23 protein-coding genes are annotated in these 26713 nt (G+C 45.5%); all 23 read left to right on the top strand.

Annotated features, from left to right (window positions below; genetic code table 11):
• Nucleotides 1-858: 858 nt before the first annotated feature.
• The 23 genes from HGO26_RS21130 to HGO26_RS21020 all read left to right on the top strand — a co-directional run bounded on the left by HGO26_RS21130 (nucleotide 859) and on the right by HGO26_RS21020 (nucleotide 26643).
• On the top strand, nucleotides 859-1314 hold the full coding sequence (locus tag HGO26_RS21130) for a hypothetical protein (RefSeq protein WP_028761762.1): 456 nt from the start codon (nucleotides 859-861) through the stop codon (nucleotides 1312-1314).
• A gap of 268 nt (nucleotides 1315-1582) precedes the next feature.
• Nucleotides 1583-3067 (top strand): NAD(P)H-hydrate dehydratase, encoded by a 1485-nt coding sequence (locus tag HGO26_RS21125; protein ID WP_168827690.1) that lies wholly within the window; start codon nucleotides 1583-1585, stop codon nucleotides 3065-3067.
• Between the two features lie 102 nt (nucleotides 3068-3169).
• Nucleotides 3170-3628, top strand: coding sequence for a tRNA (adenosine(37)-N6)-threonylcarbamoyltransferase complex ATPase subunit type 1 TsaE (gene tsaE, locus HGO26_RS21120; RefSeq protein WP_028761764.1), 459 nt, complete (start codon nucleotides 3170-3172; stop codon nucleotides 3626-3628).
• Between the two features lie 8 nt (nucleotides 3629-3636).
• Nucleotides 3637-5094, top strand: a complete 1458-nt coding sequence (locus HGO26_RS21115; RefSeq protein ID WP_168827688.1) for an N-acetylmuramoyl-L-alanine amidase — start codon at nucleotides 3637-3639, stop codon at nucleotides 5092-5094.
• 13 nt (nucleotides 5095-5107) lie between these two features.
• Nucleotides 5108-7021, top strand: coding sequence for a DNA mismatch repair endonuclease MutL (mutL, locus tag HGO26_RS21110; RefSeq protein ID WP_168827687.1), 1914 nt, complete (start codon nucleotides 5108-5110; stop codon nucleotides 7019-7021).
• Nucleotides 7014-7940: a tRNA (adenosine(37)-N6)-dimethylallyltransferase MiaA gene (gene miaA / locus HGO26_RS21105; protein ID WP_168827685.1), complete on the top strand. Its 927-nt coding sequence runs from the start codon at nucleotides 7014-7016 to the stop codon at nucleotides 7938-7940. Before mutL ends, miaA begins: the two co-directional genes overlap by 8 nt.
• Nucleotides 7941-8033: 93 nt before the next feature.
• The gene (gene hfq, locus HGO26_RS21100) at nucleotides 8034-8306 is read left to right on the top strand and encodes an RNA chaperone Hfq (RefSeq protein WP_006084207.1); all 273 of its coding nucleotides are present in this window, start codon (nucleotides 8034-8036) and stop codon (nucleotides 8304-8306) included.
• Nucleotides 8307-8329: 23 nt separating this feature from the next.
• Complete coding sequence (gene hflX, locus HGO26_RS21095; protein ID WP_028761769.1) at nucleotides 8330-9637, top strand: ribosome rescue GTPase HflX; 1308 nt, start codon at nucleotides 8330-8332, stop codon at nucleotides 9635-9637.
• Between the two features lie 36 nt (nucleotides 9638-9673).
• Complete coding sequence (gene hflK / locus HGO26_RS21090) at nucleotides 9674-10813, top strand: FtsH protease activity modulator HflK (RefSeq protein ID WP_028761770.1); 1140 nt, start codon at nucleotides 9674-9676, stop codon at nucleotides 10811-10813.
• A 3-nt stretch (nucleotides 10814-10816) separates the two neighbouring features.
• Nucleotides 10817-11710 carry a protease modulator HflC gene (hflC, locus tag HGO26_RS21085; RefSeq protein ID WP_168827683.1) on the top strand — a complete coding sequence of 298 codons (894 nt, stop codon included), beginning with the start codon at nucleotides 10817-10819 and terminating at the stop codon, nucleotides 11708-11710.
• Nucleotides 11711-12080: 370 nt separating this feature from the next.
• Nucleotides 12081-12671: a ubiquinol-cytochrome c reductase iron-sulfur subunit gene (gene petA / locus HGO26_RS21080; RefSeq protein ID WP_006080059.1), complete on the top strand. Its 591-nt coding sequence runs from the start codon at nucleotides 12081-12083 to the stop codon at nucleotides 12669-12671.
• Nucleotides 12671-13885 (top strand): cytochrome b, encoded by a 1215-nt coding sequence (locus HGO26_RS21075; RefSeq protein ID WP_105250274.1) that lies wholly within the window; start codon nucleotides 12671-12673, stop codon nucleotides 13883-13885. Before petA ends, HGO26_RS21075 begins: the two co-directional genes overlap by 1 nt.
• A complete protein-coding gene (locus HGO26_RS21070; protein WP_105250273.1) occupies nucleotides 13885-14583 on the top strand; it encodes a cytochrome c1 in 699 nt (232 codons plus the stop codon). Before HGO26_RS21075 ends, HGO26_RS21070 begins: the two co-directional genes overlap by 1 nt.
• A 96-nt stretch (nucleotides 14584-14679) precedes the next feature.
• Nucleotides 14680-15309: a stringent starvation protein SspA gene (sspA, locus tag HGO26_RS21065; protein ID WP_006080065.1), complete on the top strand. Its 630-nt coding sequence runs from the start codon at nucleotides 14680-14682 to the stop codon at nucleotides 15307-15309.
• Entirely contained in the window at nucleotides 15309-15746 is a 438-nt protein-coding gene (locus HGO26_RS21060; protein ID WP_105250272.1) for a ClpXP protease specificity-enhancing factor, read from the top strand. The genes sspA and HGO26_RS21060 overlap by 1 nt, the downstream gene beginning before the upstream one ends.
• Before the next feature lie 179 nt (nucleotides 15747-15925).
• Nucleotides 15926-16510: an anthranilate synthase component II gene (locus HGO26_RS21055; protein WP_168827680.1), complete on the top strand. Its 585-nt coding sequence runs from the start codon at nucleotides 15926-15928 to the stop codon at nucleotides 16508-16510.
• Between the two features lie 179 nt (nucleotides 16511-16689).
• Nucleotides 16690-19170, top strand: coding sequence for a S9 family peptidase (locus tag HGO26_RS21050; protein ID WP_168827678.1), 2481 nt, complete (start codon nucleotides 16690-16692; stop codon nucleotides 19168-19170).
• A 205-nt stretch (nucleotides 19171-19375) separates the two neighbouring features.
• Nucleotides 19376-20521, top strand: coding sequence for an HDOD domain-containing protein (locus tag HGO26_RS21045; RefSeq protein ID WP_168827676.1), 1146 nt, complete (start codon nucleotides 19376-19378; stop codon nucleotides 20519-20521).
• Nucleotides 20522-20575: 54 nt separating this feature from the next.
• Nucleotides 20576-21487 (top strand): alpha/beta hydrolase, encoded by a 912-nt coding sequence (locus HGO26_RS21040; RefSeq protein ID WP_168827674.1) that lies wholly within the window; start codon nucleotides 20576-20578, stop codon nucleotides 21485-21487.
• Nucleotides 21488-21795: 308 nt separating this feature from the next.
• The gene (locus HGO26_RS21035) at nucleotides 21796-23013 is read left to right on the top strand and encodes an aspartate aminotransferase family protein (protein WP_168827672.1); all 1218 of its coding nucleotides are present in this window, start codon (nucleotides 21796-21798) and stop codon (nucleotides 23011-23013) included.
• Nucleotides 23014-23140: 127 nt separating this feature from the next.
• Nucleotides 23141-24160, top strand: coding sequence for an arginine N-succinyltransferase (gene astA / locus HGO26_RS21030; RefSeq protein WP_113939140.1), 1020 nt, complete (start codon nucleotides 23141-23143; stop codon nucleotides 24158-24160).
• 9 nt (nucleotides 24161-24169) lie between these two features.
• The gene (gene astD / locus HGO26_RS21025) at nucleotides 24170-25630 is read left to right on the top strand and encodes a succinylglutamate-semialdehyde dehydrogenase (protein WP_168827670.1); all 1461 of its coding nucleotides are present in this window, start codon (nucleotides 24170-24172) and stop codon (nucleotides 25628-25630) included.
• Between the two features lie 209 nt (nucleotides 25631-25839).
• Nucleotides 25840-26643 carry a DUF1338 domain-containing protein gene (locus HGO26_RS21020; protein ID WP_168827668.1) on the top strand — a complete coding sequence of 268 codons (804 nt, stop codon included), beginning with the start codon at nucleotides 25840-25842 and terminating at the stop codon, nucleotides 26641-26643.
• Nucleotides 26644-26713: the final 70 nt, after the last annotated feature.

Here is a 26713-nt window from a genome sequence, read left to right as displayed (position 1 = left end):
CGACATTAGCTCAGTTGGTAGAGCGATACCTTGCCAAGGTATAGGTCATCGGTTCGAACCCGATATGTCGCTCCAATTTCCTAAATATTCCACTATCACATTACTCAATTGACATTAGCTCAGTTGTGATTTTTGATATGGCGATACCTTTATTTTTCAAGGTATAGGTCATCGGTTCGAACCGCTCTTGATCAAAATCATGTCGCTCCAATTTCCTAAATATTCCACTATCACATTACTCAATTGACATTAGCTCAGTTGCGGACTTGATATGGCGGTACCTTTCTTTTTCAAGGTATAGGTCATCTGTTCGAACTGCTCTTGATCAAAATCATGTCGCTCCAATTTCAATAAATCCCCCAAAAATTACTTTAGCTAATATCATTTCAATCGTGTTGCTCATATTGCTATCACTTACAATGCTTAAGCCGTTAACTAAGGCATAGATTATTGCTCGACCACTTCCGATAAAATCATTTCGCAGTACTTCCGTTAAACTCCCCAACAGCGACTTTTTCGTGTCATTCCCTCAATTGGCTCATCTATATTTGTCTTGATTCACTGCTATCTACTTCAAGCCCTCTATCTCAAATTTACCATCTGCAACTAGATACTTACGAATACCCTTTGGGCTAAGTGTGTTGAGATCTCTTTTGGCTTTTCTCTTTTATACAAAACAGTGTGATAGGATTTAGATGCGTGATCTATAGCGTGTTTCTTTAAGTTTTCCTAAATTAGATAGCTGCGTGAAAGTTAAATTATGACCTTGTTCAAATATTCGTAACGCTTTTACTCACATAATGGAATTAGACAAAATTAATAGCGCCAAGTAGTTGGCCTGACAATGGAGTGCATTATATGCGTATTCAACAATTACGTGATCTACTCGAGTATGTGGCAAATTGCCGCTTAGATATGGCGCAACTCTATGGCCGACTCAACAATCAAGCTGACTCGGCTCGTGTGAAAATGATGTTGGAGTATTTTGAATCACACCAAAAAACCATGGCAGAAAAACTGCGTGATTATATGGATGAAGCACCACATCGTATTCTTGATACTTGGTATAAAGACTTCACTTTTGAAGACTTTACTAAGCGTTGCCAAGATACTATGTTGCCCGCAAACATGAATGAAGATGATGTGCTCAACTTACATTTAGACCTAGAGAATCGTCTGATTGGTTTGTTAGAAAAAACAGTTAACTCAACCACGGCGGAAGATGCGCGCAATGCGTTAGCCAATTTGATCCGAGTAGAGAAAACTCAGCAGCAACGTCTAGTCCATAGTACGATTCGGATGGACGATATCTAAACCGTCATTTCTTCTTGATTCTCAAAGCCAGCCCAGCGCTGGCTTTGGTTTTTATGTCGACTTTGTATCGGCAACTTTTACTCTACTTTGCTCCATTTGGGCGGGTTTCTGCGCCTGAACTGATTTACGTCATAATTTCTCGCTGCTTTTTTTGCTACTTTCTTGATCTATTGGCTGATTTTTATTGGCCTTGCTCAATTCTGCCAAGACTTCTATGGTGAGATTACTCATTGTGAAATGGAGTCATTGGTGTCTAAGGAGATCCTTCATGGCACAAGATCTATCGCAATTTCCCAAAGCTCTATACACCCAAACACAAGTTCGCGAAGCTGAACTGAGTGCAGTGTCTCAGGGAGTATCTAGTCTCTATGAATTGGTCGAGCGTGCTGGCGCGGCGGCTTTTGAGTGTTTAGCGAAACATAGCTCCAAAGTCTTACCTGTGTTAATTCTTGCTGGCAGCGGTAACAATGGTGCCGATGCTTTAGTGTGCGCCCGTCTAGCCCGTGCCAGTGGTATGGACGTTTCTGTGATGATGACGTCAGCGGCAGGCACGCCTGAGTGTCAGCAAGCATTGACCCATTATCTTGCTGAAGGTGGAAAATTACTGCCGTTAGCGGTTGAACCTATTCTCGCAGCGAAAATCATAGTCGATGGTCTGTTAGGTACTGGGGTACGTGATGCTGTACGCGACGATATGGCTAAATATATCCGTGCCATCAATGACAATTCGGCTTGGGTATTGAGTCTTGATTTTCCCTCTGGAGTCATTGCTGATACAGGCGCCGTAGTAGGTGTTGCTGTGATGGCGGATATCACCTTATGTTTTGGTGGTGTAAAGCAAGGTGTGTTAACGGGTAAGGCGCGGCATTACAGCGGCGAGCTTGAATTTGCAGATTTAGGATTAACGCCTTTCTTTGCTGAAGCGAGCGCACAAAGAGTTGGAAGAGAGACTCTTAAGGACTATTTTGCCGCCCGAGCACGGGATAGCCATAAAGGCCAATCGGGAAAAGTCACTGTCATCGGCGGTGATATAGGCATGGCTGGGGCTGTGAGACTGGCAAGTGAGGCTTGCCTACGTGCAGGCGCGGGATTAGTCACTGTGATCAGTCGACCTGAGCATCAACTGACGGTGAATGTCTCCCGTCCTGAACTGATGTTTTGGGGTTGTGATTTAGTCGATATGGAAGTGTATCTGCGCCTTGGTTGGGCGCAGGTTATCGTGCTTGGCCCTGGTTTAGGTAAGCATGACTGGGGGTATAATTTGTTTAAAGCCGTGGGCTTGAGCGATAAGCCTTGTGTTTTAGATGCCGATGCATTGAATCTGCTCAGTAACGAACCAAGGCGCCAAACGAATTGGGTATTAACACCACATCCGGGTGAGGCGGCGCGTTTACTTGGTTGTACCGTGGTCGATATTGAACAGGACAGATTTGCCGCTGTTCGCGCTATACAGCAAAAGTACGGCGGTGTTGTATTACTAAAGGGCGCAGGAACGGTCATTTTTGATGGTCAGCAAATGGTAGTGGCACCAGTCGGTAACCCTGGGCTTGCCAGTGGTGGGTGTGGCGATGTGTTATCTGGTATTATAGGCGCGCTCATGGCTCAGGGAATGGATAATATGCAGGCAACTGTGCTTGGCGTAGTCGTACATGGTTGCGCTGCCGATCTTGCGGCAATACAGGGAGAACGTGGCATGTTAGCGAGCGATTTAATGCCTTTTATTCGCCAATTAGTGAATAGTGATTTACTCTAGGCGGAATGTGAGACTCAAGCGGGGCTGGACTTTGTTATGTGCCCTGTGCCTTTTTAGGATTGAGTCGCTTCTCCATCAATAATAGCAGTGATATAAGCGGATATGACAGAGTTAACTTTTTTCTTAGACAACGAAGACGACACTATTGCGGTTGGGCAAAAATTAGCCCGCCATGTCCAAGCGCCTTTGACTCTGTATCTTACGGGTGATTTAGGAGCCGGTAAAACGACGCTGAGTCGTGGCTTAATTCAGGGATTGGGCCATAAAGGTGCCGTTAAAAGCCCGACTTACACTTTAGTTGAACCTTATGAGTTAGAAGGTGTCGAAGTTTATCATTTTGATTTGTATCGTTTAAACGATCCAGAAGAACTCGAGTTTATGGGGATCCGTGATTACTTTACGGATAAAAGTCTGTGCATTGTTGAATGGCCAGATAAGGGAGAGGGTTTACTGCCCGCTGCCGATGTCCATATGCATTTAAGTTATCAAAATAGTGGGCGAGAAATACGCATAGAGGCCTTGTCTGAGCCAGGTGAAAAGTTATTAAAAGCGATAAAATAAAAACTAAAATGATAAAAAATAACCCGTATTTTCAAATTATTATTCTTTCTTTATGTTCTTTTTTTTCTGTGGCGGCCCATGCTGCTAATCAGTTAGAAAGCGTACGTATTTGGGCCGCGCCTGAGTCAACTCGAATCGTGTTTGACTTGAGTGGAGTGCCTGATTACACCTATTTCTCTTTAGATGGCCCTAATCGTTTAGTGGTGGATTTAAAAAAGACCACTGCTAAAGTTGTGCTTAAAAATCTTGAAAACAACAGTAAGTTGGTTAAGGGCGTGCGGGTCAGTAAGTCACCGACTAAAGGTGATTTGCGTTTAGTGATCGATCTCGTAAAACCATTGAATGCAAGCTTGTTTTCTTTGCCTGTTACTGCGCCCTATGGCAATCGTCTAGTGGTTGATTTAGAAGATAAAACGTTAACTACTGCAACGGCTATCGTGTCATCTACACCCGTTAAAACTGTCACCCAAGCGGCGCAATCATCCCGCGATATTGTCATTGCTATTGATGCGGGTCATGGTGGCGACGATCCTGGCTCCATTGGTCCTTCTGGTGTTTATGAAAAAAAGGTCGCCCTAGAAATCGCCAGACGTGTTTCCAGCAAGATCAATGACACGCCAGGCATGCGTGCTGTGATGATCCGTACTGGTGATTATTTTGTGAATTTAAATAAACGCTCTGAACTGGCGCGCAACAGTAAGGCAGATCTGCTGATTTCTATCCATGCGGATGCCTTTACCTCGCCCAATCCACGTGGCGCCTCCGTATGGGTGCTATCAATGCGTCGTGCTAATAGTGAAATTGGTCGTTGGTTAGAGCAAAAAGAGAAACACTCTGAGCTGCTGGGCGGCGCGGGTGAGATTATCCAAAATACTGATAATGAACAGTATTTGGCCATGACGCTGCTCGATATGTCAATGAACAGTTCGATGGCAATTGGCCATTCTGTAGCGGGGGATATTTTAAAAGATTTAGGTGGCGTGACTCAATTGCATAAAAGTCGCCCTGAGTCCGCGAGTTTAGCCGTGCTGAAGTCACCGGATATTCCTTCAATCTTGGTTGAAACGGGCTTTATTTCAAACCCTAAAGAAGAGCGTTTACTGTCGAGTAGTCGCCATCAAGAGAGCATTGCCAATGCTATTTATAAGGGGGTGAGCCGTTACTATCACAACAATCCGCCAGCGGATACTTTGCTTGCCCAAAGAAGGGGAGGAAGCTCTAGCAGTGCTAAGCTGGCCAAAACCACAGCAAAAGCATCAGCAGAAAGAACGCCAACTGAAAGAACACCTACAGCCTATGTTGGCGATGCGGTATCGACAAAGGTTAAACATAAGGTCCGTCGCGGAGAATCTTTATCTGCAATCGCGCAACGTTACAGTGTGCCAATGTCCAGCATCAAACAAGCGAATGGAATGAAGTCCGATGTGGTGCAGTTAGGGCAAACGCTAGTCATACCCCAGAGTTAAATAGGAAAGCATGATGGGCATTCAGATCCTGCCTCCGCAATTAGCCAACCAAATTGCGGCGGGGGAAGTGGTTGAGAGACCCGCTTCCGTAGTCAAAGAATTGGTCGAGAATTGCCTCGACGCAGGAGCGAGCCGAGTCGATATTGAAATCGACAAAGGCGGCAGCAAGCTGATTAAAATTCGCGATAACGGCTCTGGCATACCTAAAGATGAACTCGCGCTAGCCTTATCGCGCCACGCGACCTCAAAGCTGCACACTTTAGATGATCTTGAAGCGATCCTTAGTTTTGGTTTCCGTGGTGAAGCGCTAGCCAGTATCAGCTCAGTTTCACGTTTAACTTTAACTTCACGCACGGCTGAGCAAACCGAAGCATGGCAAGCCCATGCTGAAGGTGCCGACATGGCAGTTAAAGTGATGCCCGCCGCGCATCCAGTAGGTTCGACGATTGAAGTGGTGGATTTATTCTTTAATACACCGGCTCGCAGACGCTTTTTAAAGAGTGACAAAACCGAATTTACCCATATCGATGAATGGTTAAAGCGCATTGCATTAGTGCGCGGCGATATCCATTTCACGCTGATGCATAACGGCAAGACAGTACGTAATTATCGTCCCGCCATGAATGAAGCCCAGTATTTACAGCGTTTGACGCAAGTGTGTGGCCGTCCATTTGCCGAGCAAGCGCTTAAGATTGAATGTCAACACGATGACTTGCGTCTCAGTGGTTATTTGCAGTCACCTTGGTCACCGGTTATCAGCGATACCCATTACTTTTATGTCAATGGACGCCTTATCCGTGATCGCTTGGTCAATCATGCAGTGCGTCAAGCCTTTGCTCAAAAAGCAGAAATTGAACAACCCGGCTACGTGCTGATGTTGGATATCGATCCCCATCAAGTGGATGTTAACGTGCATCCTGCTAAGCATGAAGTGCGATTCCATCAGAGTCGCTATGTGCATGATTATATTCTGCAAGCATTGCAATCGGCGCTGGAAGAAGCAGGAGAGCTCAACTTCGTTGACTCTAGCTCTTTGGGTGAGGTTGAAGATGTGTTTGTGGATGCTCCAACAAGCGCAGCTGGAATAGCTGCCCCTTTTGCACTTGGCGCTGACTCAGCTCTAGTTAATGCGCAAACTGATACACTTGAGTCTGCTCAAGATTCAGTAGCCCCAGCAGTTCAAGTAAAGTCTGTAGGCGCAGGACGAGAAGGCGCCAGTTTTGGCACTCAAACCAATGCTTTTGGCAGCATGACAATGCCAAGAGACAGCAGCCGTGGCAGTTATTCTGTAGGTGAATCTCGACAACGTACTGAATTACCATCAAAGGCGGCAATAGCAAGTTATGGTGCTTTACTGCAAACCCCTTCTTACAGTGTAAAAGATCAAGATTATCAGTCTGTGTTACCTATGCCATCGATATTAGATGGGCAATATTGGGTGATGACGTCGGAAGATAAACTCAGTCTATTATCAATAAAATCAGTAGCATTGGCGACGCGATGCCAAGAGATTGAAGCTAAACTAGCGACTGGGTTAATTGGTCAGCCTTTATTGATGCCAGTGTCTGTCGCGGCTGATGCGGATTGGCAGGCTGTGCTCGATGAACACGACACGCTGATCCGCCAATTAGGTTTAGAACTAACAATTCATTACCAGCAGTTGATTATTAAAAAAGTGCCCCCATATATCAGAGAGAGCCAGTTAGCTAAAGTGATCCCTGAGTGGCTACAATCGCTACGTTTTGAAACACCTGCGCCGAGCGCATTGGCGTTTTGGTTGGCAAAACACAGTTTAACGGGATTCGTTTCGGCACCAGAAGTCTGGGCAGCATTTTCGCAGTTAGCTGAAGAGAAAAAACAGCTTATTGCCAACAAAGCGATATTCTTACCTTGGCAATCGTGGCTAGAAGAGCAAGCAAGTGAATAAAGAATTACAGCCTAAAGTGTTATTTTTGATGGGGCCAACGGCCTCAGGTAAGACAGCTTTAGCATTAGAATTGGCCGAAAAGCATAACTGTGAAATTATTTCGGTCGATTCGGCATTAATTTATCGTGGTATGGACATTGGCAGTGCCAAACCTTCAACAGACGAACTTGCTCGCGGGCCGCACAGATTAATTGATATTCGAGATCCCAGTGAAAGCTATTCGGCAGCAGACTTTAGAGCCGATGCAATAGCCCAGATAGAAGAGATTGTCAGTATGGGGAAAACGCCAGTATTAGTTGGCGGAACCATGATGTATTTCAAAGCGTTACTCGACGGTTTGTCACCTTTGCCGAGTGCGGACGAGGCCATTAGGGCCGAGATCCAAGCGGAGGCGGATGAAAAGGGATGGGAAGCACTGCATGACCAATTAAGGGGGATAGATCCCGTGTCGGCAGAAAGAATTCATCCTAATGATCCACAAAGACTTTCAAGAGCGCTGGAAGTCTATAGAATAAGCGGCAAGAGCATGACTGAGTTGACTCAGACCAAGTCAGCTCCCTTGCCTTATGACGTAGTGCAGTTTGCTATTGCACCGCGCGAGCGCAAAGTGTTACATGACTTAATAGCGCAACGTTTTGCGATTATGCTCAAACAGGGCTTTATTGAGGAAGTCACAGAGCTAAAAGCCCGCGGAGACTTGCATTTAGACTTGCCTTCAATGCGTTGTGTCGGTTATCGACAGTGCTGGCAATACCTAGATGGTGAGTTTGACTATGATACTATGGTCGAAAAAGCGGTTGCTGCTACTAGGCAATTGGCTAAGCGTCAATTAACATGGTTGCGGAGTTGGCCAGAGTTGAATTGGCTTGAAAGTGGTGCTGAGGGGAATTTAGTTATACTTATGCGTCAATGCCGCTAGCTTATTAGCCCTTGCTGTATAATACTAAAACTAAACAAAAAACTATCACTGATATCGATTTATTTTATATAAATTAAAAAAGGAAATAATAAAATGGCTAAGGGGCAATCTTTACAAGACCCATTTTTGAACGCATTGCGTCGCGAGCGCGTTCCTGTATCAATTTACTTGGTTAACGGCATTAAACTCCAAGGACAGGTAGAGTCGTTTGATCAATTTGTCATTCTGTTGAAAAATACAGTGAGCCAAATGGTTTATAAACACGCTATTTCTACTGTCGTGCCAGCACGCCCATTCAACGTTACTGGTCACCAAAATGCCCAAGGCGGATATGGTGCTCAAGATGATGCGCCTAGTGGCGAATAAGTATTATCTGAGGAGTTTGCTTCTTGTTTGATCGTTATGAGGCGGGAGAAACTGCGGTTCTTGTCCATATCGACTTTTCCGATGAGGAACGCCGAGAAGATTTAGTCGAGCTGCAGCTATTAGTAGAATCAGCTGGGGCAAGATCAGTCGGGGTGATTACTGGAAGTCGACGTTCACCGGATCGCAAATTTTTTGTGGGTTCTGGTAAAGCCGAAGAGTTAGCTGCATTAGTGGCGGCGACTGAAGCCAATGTAGTGATTTTTAATCATGCATTGAGTCCAGCCCAAGAGCGTAATCTTGAGCAAGTGTGTCAGTGTCGAGTGCTCGACCGTACGACACTTATTCTCGATATTTTTGCCCAAAGAGCGCGAACTCACGAAGGTAAGTTACAGGTGGAGCTAGCGCAATTGCGCCATATGTCGACTCGCCTGATCCGTGGTTGGACGCATCTTGAAAGGCAAAAGGGCGGTATTGGTTTACGTGGTCCAGGGGAAACCCAGCTCGAAACCGATAGACGTTTGCTCAGAGGACGGATTAAAAATATCAACAAACGCTTAGAGCGAGTTGATAAGCAACGTGAACAGAGTCGACGTGCACGTAAGCGTAGTGATTTATCGACAGTTTCATTAGTCGGCTACACAAACGCGGGTAAATCAACGCTGTTTAATGCCCTAACATCATCTGATGTTTATGCTGCAGATCAGCTATTTGCCACACTCGATCCTACGCTAAGAAAGTTAGATTTACCTGATGGTGCCGTGATATTAGCGGATACTGTAGGGTTTATTCGTCATTTGCCCCATGATCTCGTTGCTGCATTTAAGGCAACCTTACAAGAGACAAGGCAAGCTGAGTTATTACTACACATAGTTGATTGTGCAGATGAAAACATGGCGGATAATTTTGATCAGGTTCAATCTGTACTGAAAGACATCCAAGCTGATGAAGTCATGCAACTCGTGGTCTGTAACAAAATCGATTTACTCGAAGATGTGACGCCAAGAATTGAATATAACGACATAGGTAAACCCGTTCGAGTTTGGGTTTCAGCACAGAAGCGTTTAGGATTTGATTTGCTATTGAAAGCCATCACTGAGCTTATTGGTGAGGTGATTAAAGAGCTAACACTTAGAATTCCGGCAACTGCTGGACATTATCTTGGCCAGTTTTATCGACTGGATGCGATACAGCAGAAAGAGTACGACGATCTGGGGAACTGTATTTTGTCTGTTCGTTTATCGGACGCCGATTGGCGCCGATTAACAAAACAGAGTCAGGGTGAGTTAGAAACCTTCATCTTCGAAGATTCGATAGATGAAGCTGTTTGTTAATAATCTAATTTATTTCATCCACTTATGGAGTGCTAAATGGCTTGGAACGAGCCCGGTAACAAGGGTAATGATCCTTGGGGAAATAAAGGTGGTAACGACAAAGGACCACCGGACCTTGACGAGGTTTTTCGTAATCTTTCAAAGCGCTTTGGCGGCAAAGGAAATGGCTCAGGCCAGTCTTTTAGTTCGTTTAGCCTAATCATCATTCTTGCTGTTGCTGTAGTTGTTTGGGGACTTTCGGGTTTTTATACAATTAAAGAAGCTGAGCGTGGTGTGGCACTGCGATTTGGTAAACACGCTGGCGAAATTGGCCCTGGACTTCATTGGAAAGCCACATTTATCGACCAAATTTATCCCGTCGACATTCAATCGGTTCGCTCTATTCCTGCGTCTGGTAGCATGCTGACATCCGATGAAAACGTCGTGAAAGTTGAGCTTGATGTTCAGTATCGTATTTTAGATGCTTACTCATATCTATTTAGTGCCGTCGATGCGAACGCCAGTTTGCGTGAAGCGACTGACAGTGCACTGCGTTATGTCATTGGACATAACAAGATGGATGATATTCTGACTACGGGCCGTGATGCTATTCGTCGCGATACGTGGAAAGAGTTAGAGCGCATTCTTGAACCGTACAAATTGGGTCTTGCTGTTGTTGACGTTAACTTCTTACCGGCACGTCCGCCAGAAGAAGTGAAAGACGCCTTCGATGATGCTATTTCTGCCCAAGAAGATGAACAACGTTTTATTCGTGAAGCTGAAGCTTATGCCCGTGAAATTGAACCAAAAGCTCGTGGTGAAGTTGAACGTATGGCGCAACAAGCGAATGCTTATAAAGAGCGTGAAGTCTTAGAGGCTCGCGGTAAAGTGGCTCGTTTTGAGTTGTTATTACCAGAGTATCAAGCTGCGCCTGAAGTGACTCGTAAGCGTTTGTATCTTGATACAATGCAGCAAGTGATGACAGATACGAATAAAGTGCTGATTGATGCTAAGAACAACGGCAACTTAATGTACCTACCGCTAGATAAGTTAATTCAGCAGAAGCCTGCGACAAATGAGCTGGAAGCTAAGCCACAGCAAAATGTTAATTCTTCATCTGTATCAACGACTCGCGCGAATGAGCCTTTGAGTGGACGTCCATCCCGCGATGATCGTACTCGCCAAGGGAGGGAGTAATCCATGGGTAGATTAAGCGTTATTCTTATCGCCGTGCTCTTAGGTATTGGTTTGTCATCTTTAATGGTGGTGAATGAAGGCGAGCGCGCTATTGTGGCGCGTTTCGGTGAAATTTTAAAAGACGACGTTGACGGTAAGCAAGTCACCCGCGTCTACGGCCCAGGCCTGCACATGAAAGTGCCTGTGATCGATAAAGTAAAATTACTCGATGCCCGTATTCAAACACTCGATGGTGCAGCTGATCGTTTTGTGACTTCAGAGAAGAAAGACCTTATGGTCGATTCCTATGTGAAGTGGCGCATTATGGATTTCGAAAAATATTACCTGTCTACAAACGGTGGTATTAAGTCGAATGCAGAATCGCTATTACAACGTAAAATCAACAACGATTTACGCACTGAGTTTGGTCGTCGCACTATCAGAGAGATTGTTTCTGGTAAGCGTGATGAACTGCAAAATGATGCGTTATCCAATGCCTCAGAAAGTGCAAAAGATCTAGGTATTGAAGTTGTTGATGTGCGTGTAAAGCAAATCAATCTACCGGCTAACGTCAGTAACAGTATTTACCAGCGTATGCGTGCAGAGCGTCAAGCTGTGGCAAAAGAGCATAGAGCGCAAGGTAAAGAACAGTCTGAAATTATTCGTGCAACGATAGATGCCAATGTGACGGTGAAGATTGCCGAAGCTGAACGTAAAGCCTTAACCATTCGAGGTGAAGGGGATGCGTTAGCAGCGAAGATATATTCTGATGCTTACAACAAAGATGCTGAGTTCTTCGGTTTTGTTCGTAGCTTAGAGGCTTATCGAGCCAGCTTCTCAGGCAAGTCCGATATTATGGTGTTAGAGCCTGATAGCGAGTTCTTCAAGTATATGAAGAGCACTACACCTAAGAAGTAATGCATTAAAAGTATTGATTTAATAGGTCCTGTTACTCAGGGCCTATTTTTTTATCTGGCGATTGTTAACTTAGTTTGAAAAGTCTGGGCTAATTTATATTAGCGATGCATGCTTTATGCCGATATCACAGACAAGAAGCTTAAAATATGATCCAAATGAATTAAAATGGGTTAATAGTTGGGTCTTTTTTAGGCTTTTTTTAAAAAACACGCAATCTCCCTAACTTACTTGCGTGTTTTCACTATGATCTGCTTCTAATTTTTAGCTATAATGAGCCCCGCTTCAAACTTCGATTTTTGACCCTAGTGATGACTAAGGGCTGAAAGTCTTTGAAATATAAAAATTCCAACACCCTCTGGGAGATAAGTGGATGAGCAATGCGCCAGTCGATACCGGACGTCGCAGATTCCTGACAGCCGCAACCGCCGTAGTAGGTGGTGCTGGTGCCGTCGCTGTAGCGGTTCCTTTCATCAAGTCATGGAATCCGAGTGCCAAAGCGAAAGCTGCAGGTGCACCGGTCGAAGTAAATATCAGTAAAGTAGAGCCAGGTCAGCTGATCCGTGTTGAGTGGCGTGGAAAACCTGTATGGGTTGTCCGTCGCACAGATGCTGTGATCAATGAACTGCCAACACATGATGATAAGTTAAGAGATCCTGCTTCTGCTGAGATGCAGCAGCCTGATTATGCAACAAATCCTTTGCGCTCAATCAAGCCAGAGTATTTTATTGCTGTCGGTATTTGTACCCACCTCGGATGTTCACCTACTTATTTGCCAGATTCATTTGGTGAGCAAGTTGAAGGTGTCACTTCTGGTTTCTTCTGTCCATGTCATGGCTCTAAGTTCGATATGGCTGGTCGCGTTTTCCAAGGCGTACCTGCTCCATTGAACTTAGTTATCCCTCCACATCAATACGTTGATGATGGCACCGTGATTATCGGTGTAGATAAAGGAGTGGCGTAATGGTTAAGAATTTAATTAATTGGATTGATGCGCGTATCCCAATGACGGCGACTTATAACCGTCACGTGGGCCAGTACGCTACGCCAACTAACTTTAACTTTTGGTATTTTTTCGGTTCGCTAGCGATGTTGGTATTGGTTAACCAATTACTGACAGGTATCTGGTTGACGATGAACTATGTACCAACAGCAGAAGGCGCATTTGCCTCTGTTGAATACATAATGCGTGATGTTGAATACGGTTGGTTGCTGCGTTATATGCACTCAACGGGTGCATCAGCCTTCTTCGTTGTGATCTATCTGCACATGTTCCGTGGTTTAATTTACGGTTCATATCAGAAGCCTAGAGAACTACTGTGGCTGTTCGGTATGTTAATTTTCCTCGTGTTGATGGCCGAAGCCTTTATGGGTTATTTGCTGCCATGGGGTCAAATGTCATATTGGGGCGCGCAGGTAATTATCTCTCTGTTCGGTGCAATTCCAGTTATTGGTGACGACTTAACCCTGTGGATCCGTGGTGACTACGTGATCTCTGGCGCAACGCTGAACCGTTTCTTTGCGCTGCACGTTATTGCTCTGCCGCTAGTATTAGTCGTACTCGTGTTTTTACACTTAATTGCGCTGCATGAAGTGGGTTCTAACAACCCTGACGGTATCGAAATCAAGAAGAACAAAGACGAAAATGGCTGGCCAGTTGACGGTATTCCATTCCACCCATATTACACTGTAAAAGACATCATGGGCGTCGCGGGCTTCCTGATCGTGTTCTGCTATGTGTTGTTCTTTATTCCTGAAGGCGGTGGTTACTTCCTTGAAAAGCCAAACTTTGAAGCGGCTAACTCGATGAAGACTCCTGAACACATTGCACCCGTTTGGTACTTTACTCCTTTTTACGCCATTTTACGTGCTGTGCCTGATAAATTGGGTGGCGTCATAATGATGGGTCTGTCGATTGCAGTACTGTTCGTATTGCCTTGGTTAGATCGCTGTAAAGTGAAGTCAGTTCGCTACCGTAGTACGCTACATAAGCTGAATATTGCCCAATTTGCTATATCTTTCATAGTATTGGGTTATTTGGGGGTAGTGCCTGCCACGCCGACGCTGACGATAGTTGCACAGGTGTTTACTTTCACTTACTTTGGTTTCTTTGTGGCGCTGTGGGTATACAGCAAGAATGAAAAAACTAAACCTGTTCCAGCGAGGTTGACACACTAATGAAAAAATTATTGATTGCATTAGTTACCTTGTTGCCGACGTTGGCTATGGCCGCGAGTGGACATAAAATTCATTTAGAAGATGCCAATGTTGATCTGCATGATAAAGCTTCTTTAGAGCGTGGTGTGGACCTGTTCCAACATTACTGTTCTGGTTGCCACAGCACTCAGTATCAACGTTATGAACGTGTAGCGACCGATATCGGTATCTCTGCGGATGATATGCGTAATAAGTATATGTTCACCGATGCTAAAATTGGTGAGTTGATGCAAAACGCTATTCCACCTAAAGATGCTGCTAAATGGTTTGGTGCTACACCGCCAGACTTAACTTTAGTTGCTCGCGTGCGTGGTGAAGATTGGGTTTATTCCTATCTGAAAGGCTTCTATAAAGATCCAAGTCGTCCATTTGGTGTGAATAACACAGTATTCCCATCTGTTGGTATGCCACATGTACTCGAAGAGTTACAAGGCACACCAGTTAAACAAGAAGATGGCACTATTGTGGTGACTGGCGGTAAATTGAATGCGGAAGAATACGACCAAGCAGTACGTGATATCACTGGCTTCTTAGTTTATTCGGCTGAACCTGTTAAGCTAGAGCGTCAAGCTATGGGCTGGTGGGTACTCGGATTCCTATTTATATTCTTTATTGTGGCCTACCTCTTGAAGAAAGAGTATTGGAAAGATGTACACTAGGCACCAATAACGGGTAAAATGTAATATCCGCATAGTGTAAACGGGGGGCTTTGCCCCTCGTTTACTTTTGTTTTATTTCGATTCTGGAGGGTATCAATGGCTGTTGCTGCCAACAAACGCTCTATCATGACACTGTTTTCAGGTGCTGATGATCTGTATAGCCATCAAGTACGTATCGTGTTAGCTGAGAAAGGGGTTACTGTTGATGTTTTACAGGTCGACCCTAACGAAATGCCTGAGGATTTGCTCGAAGTAAATCCATATAACTCAGTGCCAACTTTGGTAGACCGTGAACTCGTTTTATACGAATCACGCATTATCATGGAATATTTGGATGAGCGTTTTCCTCATCCGCCTTTGATGCCAGTTTATCCAGTGTCTCGCGGCCAAAGCCGTTTGATGATGCATCGCATCGATACTGACTGGTATTCGCTCGTTGACCGTATCCGTAAAGGTGATCGTGTTGAAGCGGCTCGTAAGGAGTTGACTGAAAGCCTGATCGCAATTGCGCCTATCTTCGGTGAAGTGCCTTACTTCATGAGCGAAGAATTTGGTCTAGCGGATTGCTACCTTGGCCCATTGTTGTGGCGCTTACCTGTATTAGGTATTGAGCTAGATAGCCGTGTAGCTAAAGATATCAAAGCGTATATGACACGTATTTTTGAGCGTGAATCGTTTAAAGCTTCTTTAACTGAAGCCGAACGCGAAATGCGCATGGGTATGTAATGAAACCTTTGACTCCAAATCGTCCTTATTTACTAAGGGCTTACTATGATTGGTTGATGGACAACCAATTGACTCCTCACGTTGTGGTTGATGCCTTTGTTGAAGGCACTCAAGTACCGCAGCAATACGTGAAGGATGGCCAGATAGTGTTGAATATCGCTGCTGGCGCAGTGGGCAATTTGCAAATTAGCAATGAGTGTGTGGAGTTCAATGCGCGTTTTGGTGGTGTTCCTCAGCAGGTGATGTTGCCAATGGCGTCGATTGTCGCTATTTATGCACGTGAAAATGGTGCTGGCACTGTCTTCGATATCGAAGATGCTTACCTGATGGACGATGAAGTCGATTCATCTTTATCTGTTGTTGAAACAACAGATAAAGCGTTTGAACCGACAGATGAGCCTCCTAAGCGTCGCAGTCATTTAACTGTGGTTAAATAACTGTGGTGAAATGCCCAAGTCGTTTAAAAATTAAGCCAGTCTAATGACTGGCTTTTTTGTCGCTGTATCTTAATCCCCACAATTGGTTAAACCTTAAGTACAAGGTGTGATAGCATTTGCGCCCGCATTCATCCGTTAGATATGCGTTACCTTTACCCATTTAGACCAATGGATCTTGTATGTTGCTAATGATCGATAATTACGACTCTTTCACCTTTAACTTAGTGCAGTATTTTCAGCAGCTAGGGCAAGAGATAGTGGTTAAGCGTAATGATGAAATTAGCCTAGCCGACATTGAGGCACTTGCGCCTACTCATCTGGTGATTTCGCCCGGCCCTTGCACTCCCAATGAGGCGGGAATTTCCCTTGCGGCGATTGAGCATTTTGCCACGTGCATGCCGATCTTAGGTGTCTGTTTGGGACATCAGGCGATGGCGCAGGTTTTTGGTGCCAATGTCGTGCGTGCCGAACGGGTGATGCACGGCAAGGTCAGTGCAATTACGCACACTGGACAGCGGTTATTTAAGGGATTAAATCAGCCTTTAACCGTGACACGTTATCACTCGTTACTGGTTGATGCTGTGCCTGAAGGTTTTGTACTCGATGCTTGGTTTGACGATGCAATTCACGGCCGAGAAATCATGGCCATGAGCCATCAAGACTTACCGCTTTATGGGGTGCAATTTCATCCCGAATCAATTCTCACCGAGCAAGGTCTCGAACTGTTAGCCAATTTTTTAGCGCAACCGGCTGTGTCCGTATAATTTCCTCTCCTTAAAAACTCTCCACACTATCAATTTCTGTTACAAGATTTATCCTTCTTTTAAGCAAGTTTAGCGATTAACTATGTTATAACTGCCGCAAAACTACGCGAATAGGCGAAACCAGCAGATAAGTAGACTGGGTCATTTAGCTATTGCGATAACAATAAAAGGAAGGATAAATGAGAAGCGTAATGCGAAATTTGGGTTTTAGTGCGTTAGCGGTTGCCGTATTGGCAGGGTGCGCAGCGACATCGACTGAAACTGCAACTCCCGTAATAGCTCCGCCAGCATTCCAAGTTCCCTTAGCCCAACCGCCACAAGTTTCACAGGCGCTTACGCTTAATCAAATTATGGCAAATCCTGATTGGATGGGGATCTTTGCCAAAGAGGCTTACTGGAGCGACGATAGCCAAAGCGTGCTGTTTGCCCGCCAAGCGAGTGCTTCACCTCTGCGTAGCTATTATCAGCAAGGCATCAATGACAGTCGCGCCGTCGAGCTAGCTCTCGATAAGTTACATGCCGCAGATCAGCAGTTTGGTGTGTTTGATCGCACTAAGTCCCACAAGGCTTACCTATATCAAGGCAACATTTTTGTTAAACAATTAAGCACGGGTAAGATCAGCCAATTGACTCGCCAGCGCACCGCCATCGATGGTGTGCGTTATCTCAATAATGGCGATATTGCCTATTGGCAGGGCGACAATGTTTTCCAAATTCATCAAGATTCAGGCTTAGTCGAGCAACTTGCTGAAATTAAAATGGCGAAAGCACCAGAAGCGGTAAAAGAGCCGACGTCTTATATTGCGAAACAACAGCACAGATTGATTCAGTATGTAGCGCTGCAGCAAGAAAATGCTAAAGCTAAAGCGCAGTACCAAGATGAATTACAAAAAAACGATCCAACGCTCGCCGCCAGCACTTGGTATTTAGGCGATAGCGAAGTGGTGTCAGAGCTGAGTTTATCACCCGATGGCCGCTATATTTTAGTCGCTCTTACAGATAAAAATTACACAGGTAGCAGCGAACACGACATCATGCCTAATTACTTAGGTAGCGAAGGTTATATCGACCCAGTGCCAGTGCGCGCGCGCGTGGCTGAAGATACGCCACCAGGGCAACGTTTTGTGGTGCTTGATTTAAACCAACATAAAAAAGTCGATATCACAATCGAGGGCCTTACTGGTTTTGATGAAGATGTGCTAGCCAAAGTGAAAGCTGAAAATGCTAAAGCGAAAGGCGAAACTTATCAAAGCACTAAATCGCCACGTAAAATTCAGTTGATGCAGGATTGGGGCTGGACTCAGAGTGCGATTCAATGGCATGAGTCGGAAAATAAATTAGCCCTGATGCTAGAAGCAACTGATAACAAAGATCGCTGGATCGCCAGTGTCGATCTTGCTAAGGGTAAATTCATTACCGAACATCGTTTGCATGATGACGCATGGGTGAATTACGACTACAACCAATTCGGTTGGTTACCGGATACGGATACCTTGTATTACTTGTCAGAAGAGTCCGGTTATTCGCAGCTTTATATTAAAGCTCAAGGCGAAAAGCCGCGTGCGTTAACCCAAGGCAAGTTTGTGGTGAGTGATATTACGCTGTCACCGGATGCCAATTACATCTATTACAAAGCGAACCAGAGTCACCCCGGTATTTATAATGTTCACTGCGTGAATCTTGCCACAGGTAAAAATGAACAACTAACTCAGTGGGATGGAAACTTAGATTACAGCTTAAGCCCCGATGGCACTCAGCTATTACTCAATGCCTCACGCCGCACACAGCCTAATGAGCTTTATGTTCAACCCATTGGCGGCGAGTTAAAGCAGCTGACGTCTTATACCAGTGATGCCTTCAAAAATTACCCATGGCAAGCGCCAGAAGTGGTAGCAGTACCTTCAAATCATGGTGCTGGCAATGTGTACGCTCGAGTTTATCTGCCGCAAGGCTATGATAAGTCCCGCGCTGAGAAATACCCTGCGGTGATTTTCAACCACGGCGCAGGTTATCTGCAAAATGCTGACTATGGCTTTAGCGGTTACTTCCGCGAGTTTATGTTCCACAACCTGCTGACTCAACAAGGTTATGTTGTGATGGACATGGATTACCGTGGCTCTAAAGGTTACGGCCGAGATTGGCGCACCGCTATTTATCGCAATATGGGTCATCCAGAAGTGGAAGACTTAAAGGATGGCGTGACGTGGATGGCGACTCATACCCATGTCGATACTAAGCGTGTCGGGACTTATGGTGGCTCTTACGGTGGGTTCTTAACCTTCATGTCTTTGTTTACCGCGCCAGACTTGTTCCAAGCTGGAGCGGCATTGCGTCCTGTGGCGGACTGGGCACATTATAATGCGCCTTATACCTCTAATATCTTAAATACGCCTGATGTCGATCCTATCGCCTATGAGCGCAGCTCTCCTATTGAGCATGCCCAAGGATTAACTAAACCACTGCTTATCATGAGTGGCGTAATGGACGACAACGTTTTCTTCCAAGACAGTGTGCGTATGGTACAGCGCCTCATTGAACTGGAAAAACCAACCTTTGAAATGGCGATTTATCCTGTCGAGCCCCATGGTTTTCGTCAACCTTCTAGCTGGTTAGATGAATACCGCCGCATCTATAAGTTATTTGAACAAGAACTCAAATAATTCAGTTCGATTTCTTTTAAAGGTCTCCTAGTCGAGGCCTTTTTATTGGGTAACTGACTAGGAAATATCCGATATAACTCTTTGTTTGCGTTCTGCGACTTTGCATTATTGCTAAGATTAAGTGTATGTGCTGAAATTGTAATGATTTTGAGAGTTTGATTGTGTTGACGTCACTCGGGCATTAGCGATATAGGAAAGATTTATAGTGGCGATTTCGGTTGCGGGCGGTGTAAGACCCGGCAAAATTATAGAGATAGAACATAGACTCTATCAACAATTGATCCTCGGAAAGCAAAAAGCGAGCCCGACTCTTTTGGATGAACTCGACCTTGAATTAGAGGCCGATGCAAATAAGTTAGATGTTGAACGCGAAGCGATTTTGGTGCGTTTGCTGAAACAAATTAAAGCTAAAGAAGTGTTTGAAGCCGTATCGAGCCAGTTGCATGAAACTGTCATTAACGCCATCGAGCATCAACTCGCGTCCCCTGAATCTGTTCTGGCTAAGTCAGATATCAATGAGTCGCAAATCCTCTTGCTGGAATTATTGCTGGCAAAAAATCTCGATGCAACGCGATTAAGACCACTGATCAGTAACTTAAGTTGGTTGTGCCGCGACTTAACCAACATGGTCAACAGCCCATCTTTTCGCGCTCGCCGGTCTCAGAGCTCAGATGTGCGGGTCACTGATATCAAATTAGTGATGAATTACATCGGTATCGAAAACCTTCGCACTATTATCCCTTACTTCTGTTTGCGAAATTGGCTTCCTAGTGGCAATGCTAAGTTGTTATGGACTACCCGTAAATTATGGCGCTACAGCATAGTCAGTGGTATAGCGGCAAATGCTTTAGCTCAGCTTCATAATACTGACTCAGCCTTGGTTTATAGTAGTGCCTTACTTAATCAGTTAGGCACATCCGTTGTATTGAGTTTAAGTGCCCGTTTATTCGACCAAACATGGGGATCTTGGATAAGAGAAGCCAGTAGCAGCCGTGATAAGGAAGTGTATGATGCGGTGATTGCCACTGAGTTTCCTGCTAAGGCCGTATTTGAACAAGTGCTAAGCCATGGTCTTAAACTTAATTGGCAATTATTAGAGTTACTTAAGTTTGAAGCGAGTCCCTTAACTCGGTTGTTAAAGGAGTTAGACCAAACCTTAAGCTATCGAGAATTGTCGCCTCAGTCGGCATTAGTCGCGCGGGCAAACTGTTATGCTAAGGTGGTATTGCTCGAAGAAATGCGTCAAATCGATCCCCAAGAAAAGCGCTTAATGTTTGATTATTATGAGTTAAATGAGCAAGAAGTACTGCGCTTAAAAGCACAAAACTATAGGAAGTTAGATCTGCTGTAATCCTCGGTCTGCTACGTAGCGCCATGATTGCGGCGTTTAAGTAGAGGAAGGGATATGCCAAGCTGGCAAGCATCTGTACTAAATACCATTTTATCCTATGTCGCTAGGCCATCCATCAGTCGTGGACAGGCCAAAATGCCCTTAGCGCAAGTGCGTGAAAAGTTGCTTGAGCTTGATAGACGTTGGCTCCCTTGGCCGGATAAGTTAGTCAGCGCTACCATCCCCTTACAACACTCAAACTTGTTACATTATGTGCTTCTCAACGAACCTTCTCGCCTTGGAAGTCTGTTTTATATCCGTGGCGGAGGCTTCTGTTTTAAAACGCCCCATGCCCATGCAAGACTGGTCGCAGATATCTGCCAGCGTTGTCAATTAGATGCTTATATTCCTGATTATCGTCTCGCACCTGAGTATCCTTTCCCCGCGCCATTTGATGATGTACTTGAAGCCTATAGACGGTTAATTGAGCTGAAAGGCACGGAGAATTTGATCCTCATGGGTGACTCGGCGGGCGGCAATTTAGCCTTGAGCTTGTTGCTGGAATTAAAGCGTTTAGCCCTGCCTTTACCGACCGCCTGTATCTTGCTATCGCCCGCGTTAGACTTAGCACTTACGGGGGATACTGAGTTGATACTCGCAGCCGACGATCCCTTCTTCACCATAGAGGCATTGCTGCGCTTACGTGGCGCTTATCTTGCGGGGGCCGATCCTATGTCGGCAAAAGTGTCCCCCTTACAGAGGAACTTGGCAGACCTGCCGCCTATCTTAGTGATTGCGGGTACGCGGGAGCTATTATTGCAAGATTCTGAACGTTTAGTCGCCCAAATAAAAGCCTGTGGTGGTGAGATAACGGGCTGCTTTTACCCTAACATGCCCCATGTGTTTCCTCTGTTCAATTTATTACCCGAAGCCCTTGAAGTGAGGTCGAAAATTGGCCATTTTGTACTTTCACACTTGATTCGTTAAAATGGTGTAGTTATTCACATTCAGTGAATAGCTAGCAAAATGAGGGGCAAATAACTTTTTTTCTGACTAATTATGCTGCAAGCCATGGGCTTAACCGCTTGTATAGTTCTTAAACTGCAATCTTTATGCACTTTGGATGGAAGTGCGTGGATTGATGTTTGTGAAAAACTGGTATTTTGATCACATTTTCGCTAATAATGGTTATTAATAGACACAAGCAATCCCAGTATCACTAACTCTAGATAAAGATACCTATGGGACTCTGACGGTGCAAGGCGCCGTTAAACAAACACAAAGGACGAAGAAGAATGAGCGTTGATATGAAGTTGGACCGTGCCCAGTTTGACGCAGTGATGGTGCCTAATTATGCGCCTGCTGCCGTGATCCCTGTTCGTGGCGAAGGAAGCCGAGTTTGGGACCAAGAGGGCAACGAGTTTATCGATTTTGCTGGCGGTATTGCGGTAAATTGCTTAGGTCACTGTCATCCAGCCCTTGTGAATGCCCTTAAGACACAAGGTGAAAAATTATGGCATCTATCAAACGTAATGACGAATGAGCCAGCCTTGGCATTAGCGACTAAATTAGTTAATAGCACGTTTGCCGACAAAGTGTATTTTGCCAACTCTGGCGCCGAAGCCAACGAAGCCGCATTAAAACTTGCCCGTCGTTATGCCTTAGAAAAACATGGCGTTGAGAAAGATGAAATCATAGCGTTCGATAAAGCTTTCCACGGCCGTACATTCTTCACCGTCAGTGTCGGTGGACAAGCTGCCTATTCCGATGGTTTTGGTCCTAAGCCGCAGAGTATTACTCACCTGCCATTTAACGATGTTGCCGCCTTAGAAGCCGCAGTAACGGATAAGACTTGCGCCATCATGCTTGAGCCGCTGCAAGGCGAGGGCGGTATTATCGATGCCGATCCTGCATTCCTAAAAGCCGTGCGTGAATTAGCGGACAAGCACAATGCACTAGTGATTTTTGATGAAGTCCAAACGGGTGTGGGCCGTACTGGTGAACTGTACGCTTACATGGGTACTGAAATCGTGCCTGATATCTTAACCACAGCTAAAGCGCTCGGTGGTGGTTTCCCTATCGCAGCTATGCTGACAACGGCTGAGATTGCCGAGCATTTAAAAGTGGGCACTCACGGTTCTACCTATGGTGGTAACCCATTAGCCTGCGCTATCGGTAATGCAGTGTTAGATGTAGTGAACACACCTGAAGTGTTAGATGGCGTAAAACATCGCGAGCAGTTATTGCGTGATGGTTTGAACAAAATCAATGAAAAATATCATGTTTTTTCAGAAGTACGCGGTAAAGGTTTACTCTTAGGGGCCGTTCTTAATGAACAATACCAAGGTCGTTCACGCGACTTTTTGGTGGCCTCTGTCGCTGAAGGCTTAATGAGCCTGATGGCGGGTGCTAACGTGGTGCGTTTTGCTCCTTCTCTGGTGATCCCTGAGGCAGATATTGCTGAAGGTCTAGCTCGTTTTGAACGTGCTGTGGCGAGCATAGCTGCCGCCTAAATGACCAAAGGAGTGCTGAATTTATTCGCACTCCTTTTTTGTCAGGGAATACTTACCTGCATCACTGCCTGTCTTTTTAAAGAGAGGTGCCTTGATGCACGGTAAGCCAAAGTGAGGAGACACTAAGATGTTAATCATACGTCCTATTCAGGCTGGTGATTTTGAGGCCTTATATCAAATTGCCGAAGAGTCTGGTCATGGTTTTACGTCATTACCTGTGAATGCGGATCTGCTCAGACATAAAATTGCTCGAGCAGAAGCCTCATTCGTCAAAGCCGTAGAGACTCCCTTCGATGAAGGTTATCTGATGGTGCTGGAAGATACCGATACCCGTGAAGTGGTGGGAACGTGCGCCATCGAAGCGGCGGTGGGAATGGAAGATGCGTTCTACCATTATCGACTTGGTACCGAAGTCTATCATTCCGAACAAATTGATGTGCGTAACGAGGTCGAAACACTCACCCTTTGCCATGACTACACGGGTGCTGCTGAGATGTGCACGCTGTTTTTGCGTGAAGCATATCGCAAGGGCAACAATGGCCGCATGTTATCCCGCAGTCGCTTTCTGTTTTTAGCTCAACATGCGAAGCGTTTTGGCGAAACTGTGATTGCCGAAATGCGCGGTGTGAGCGATGCCGATGGTCATTCACCTTTCTATGGCTGGCTACAAAAACACTTTTTAGGCATTGATTTTATTCAGGCAGATTATCTTTCTGGTTTGGGTAAAAAGGCATTTATGGCCGAAATGATGCCTCGAAACCCTGTCTACGTTTGTCTGTTGCCGGAAGAAGCGCAGAAAGTGATTGGCGAAGTGCATACCAATACCCGTCCCGCATTAAGTTTGCTGCAGGCCGAAGGCTTTCGATGCCGCGGTTATGTGGATATTTTTGATGGTGGTCCAACGGTTGAGTGTCGTTTATCGGACATTCGCGGCGTGCGTGAAAGTCGTTTATTGACCGTCGATATTGGTGACATGGTCGAAGCCGACACTCAATTTATTATCTCAAATACCCAATTAGCCAATTACCGAGCGACGTCTGCTGCACTGGCCGTGGACGACAAATCCGAACATATCATCATTAGCCCTGAGCTGGCAGCGGGTTTGCTACTCGCAAAAGGCGATCAAATCCGTATTTTGGCAATGTAGGAATAACCAATGACACATTATATTCAAGGCCAGTGGCATGCTGGCAAAGGTCATGACGTGACCTCAATTAACCCTGCCAATGCACAATCTATTTGGACCGGTAAAACGGCCACTGCAGAACAAGTTAATGCCGCCGTTGATGCCGCGCGCGCTGCACAGTTTGATTGGTTTATGTTAGGTTTCGATGCACGTTTAGCCATAGTTGAAGCGTATCGCAGCCAACTTGAAGCCAATAAAGCGGAACTGGCAGAAACGATTGCCCAAGAAACTGGTAAACCTCAGTGGGAAACCGCGACCGAAGTCGGCGCCATGATAGGCAAAATTGTTTTATCGGCTGCGGCTTACAATAAACGTACGGGCACAGAAGCCAACGATACGCCAGCAGGGCGTGCGGTTATCCGACATAAGCCCCACGGTGTTGTGGCGGTGTTCGGTCCTTACAACTTCCCTGGTCATTTGCCAAACGGACACATAGTCCCTGCGCTGCTGGCGGGGAATACTGTGATTTTCAAACCTTCAGAGCTCACGCCTAAAGTCGCCGAGTTGATGGTCAGCCTATGGGATAAAGCGGGTCTGCCTGCTGGCGTGCTTAACTTAGTCCAAGGTGAGGTTGATACGGGTAAGGCACTGGCTTCTCACCCGCAGCTCGATGGTCTGTTCTTTACCGGTAGCTCACGCACGGGTCATTTTTTACATCAACAATATGCCGGTCATCCGGGCAAAATTTTAGCACTTGAGATGGGTGGGAATAACCCACTGATCATCAAAGGTGTGCAGGATATCAAAGCTGCCGTGCACGATATTTTGCAGTCGGCTTATATCTCATCGGGTCAACGTTGTACTTGTGCGCGCCGTTTATATGTCGAGCAAGGCGAGCAGGGCGATGCCCTGATTGCCATGTTAGTCGATGCGGTTAAACAGATTAAAGTCGGTCCTTGGAATGCGCAGCCACAACCTTTTATGGGCTCAATGATTTCTGAAACTGCCGCTAAGGGTATGGTTGCGGCGCAGGCGAATCTGCTGAGCTTAGGCGGCGTGTCTTTGGTCGAGTTGACCCATCTAGAAGCGGGTACAGGCTTAGTGTCTCCTGGCCTTATCGATGTGACAGCGATCGATGCATTGCCGGATGAAGAATACTTCGGACCTCTGCTGCAGCTGGTGCGTTACAGTGATTTCGATCAAGCGATCAAATTGGCTAACCAAACGCGTTATGGCTTGTCTGCGGGATTACTTGCCGATAGCCGTGAAGATTATGACTATTTCCTCGCGCGTATTCGTGCTGGCATTGTTAACTGGAACAAACAAATCACTGGCGCATCGGGCGCGGCACCTTTTGGTGGTGTTGGGGCTTCGGGTAACCACAGAGCGAGTGCTTTCTATGCCGCCGATTACTGTGCTTATCCGGTCGCTTCGGTCGAGGCTGATGCCGTGAGTTTACCCGCGACATTAAGCCCAGGTTTGAGCTTGTAAGCGGGTAGATATTTGACTTTTATGCGGTAAAGAATATGTGGGAAAGAGGAGGAAGGACTAATTTTCTTCCTTTTTAATAACAAGCAGTAACGTTACTTGAGTTTCTACTGTGGGTATGTGTGACGCTACAACAGTGGCATTTAGGTCGTTACATTTAGTGTTCGCGGCAAAATAACAGCAATAACCGCAGCACAATAAAAGGAGTTTTTATGCATACCGACATCAACGCGTTATTTGCCGCCCTGTGGCAAGACTATATTCAAATGACCCCTTCTGCGGCAAAAGTGCACGCGTTGTTGGGTCATGGTAAGCCGATCATCAACGACCATATTGCCCTGCGTACTTTCAATATCGCTAAGGTGAATTTGGATGTACTCGCTAAGCATTTCACTTCGTTAGGTTATGTACCTTGCGGTGATTATAAGTTTGAACAGAAAAAACTGATCGCTAAGCATTTTGAACATCCAGACTCGACTCAGCCTAAAGTGTTTATCTCTGAGCTGTTGGTTGAAGAGTTTAGCCCTGCGCTGCAAAAAACTATTCAAGGCTTAATTGCTCAAGTGGACGCTGCAGCGACTACCGTTGACAACTTTATTTACTCAGGCCGTCATTGGTCTTTAGATGCTAAAACCTATCAGGACTTATTAACTGAGAGTGAATATGCAGCTTGGGTAGCGGCTTTTGGTTATCGCGCTAACCATTTCACTGTGTCTATCAATCACCTCGACGGTTTTGAGACTTTAGAGTCAGTGAATGAAGCACTGAAGCAAGCGGGCTTTGTGCTCAATAGTTCAGGTGGTGAGATCAAAGGTTCGCCAGAAGTATTATTAGAACAATCGTCGACTATGGCCGATAAGATTGGTGTTGAATTTACTGACACGACAGTGGAAATCCCAAGCTGTTTCTATGAGTTTGCGCTACGTTATCCTATGGCTAATGGCGAGCTCTACACCGGCTTTGTGGCGGCGTCTGCCGACAAGATTTTTGAAAGCACCAATGTGAATAAAGCCTAACGTCCTCAAATTGCTTTCTGCATAAAAAAACGCCATCAATTCGATGGCGGTTTTTATGGATATTTCAAAC

This window comes from Shewanella oncorhynchi (assembly GCF_012584455.1).
In the GTDB taxonomy this organism is placed as follows: Bacteria; Pseudomonadota; Gammaproteobacteria; order Enterobacterales; family Shewanellaceae; genus Shewanella; species Shewanella oncorhynchi.
Note: the sequence above shows the minus strand (reverse complement) of the source record. Positions and strands in the feature narration are given on the sequence as shown.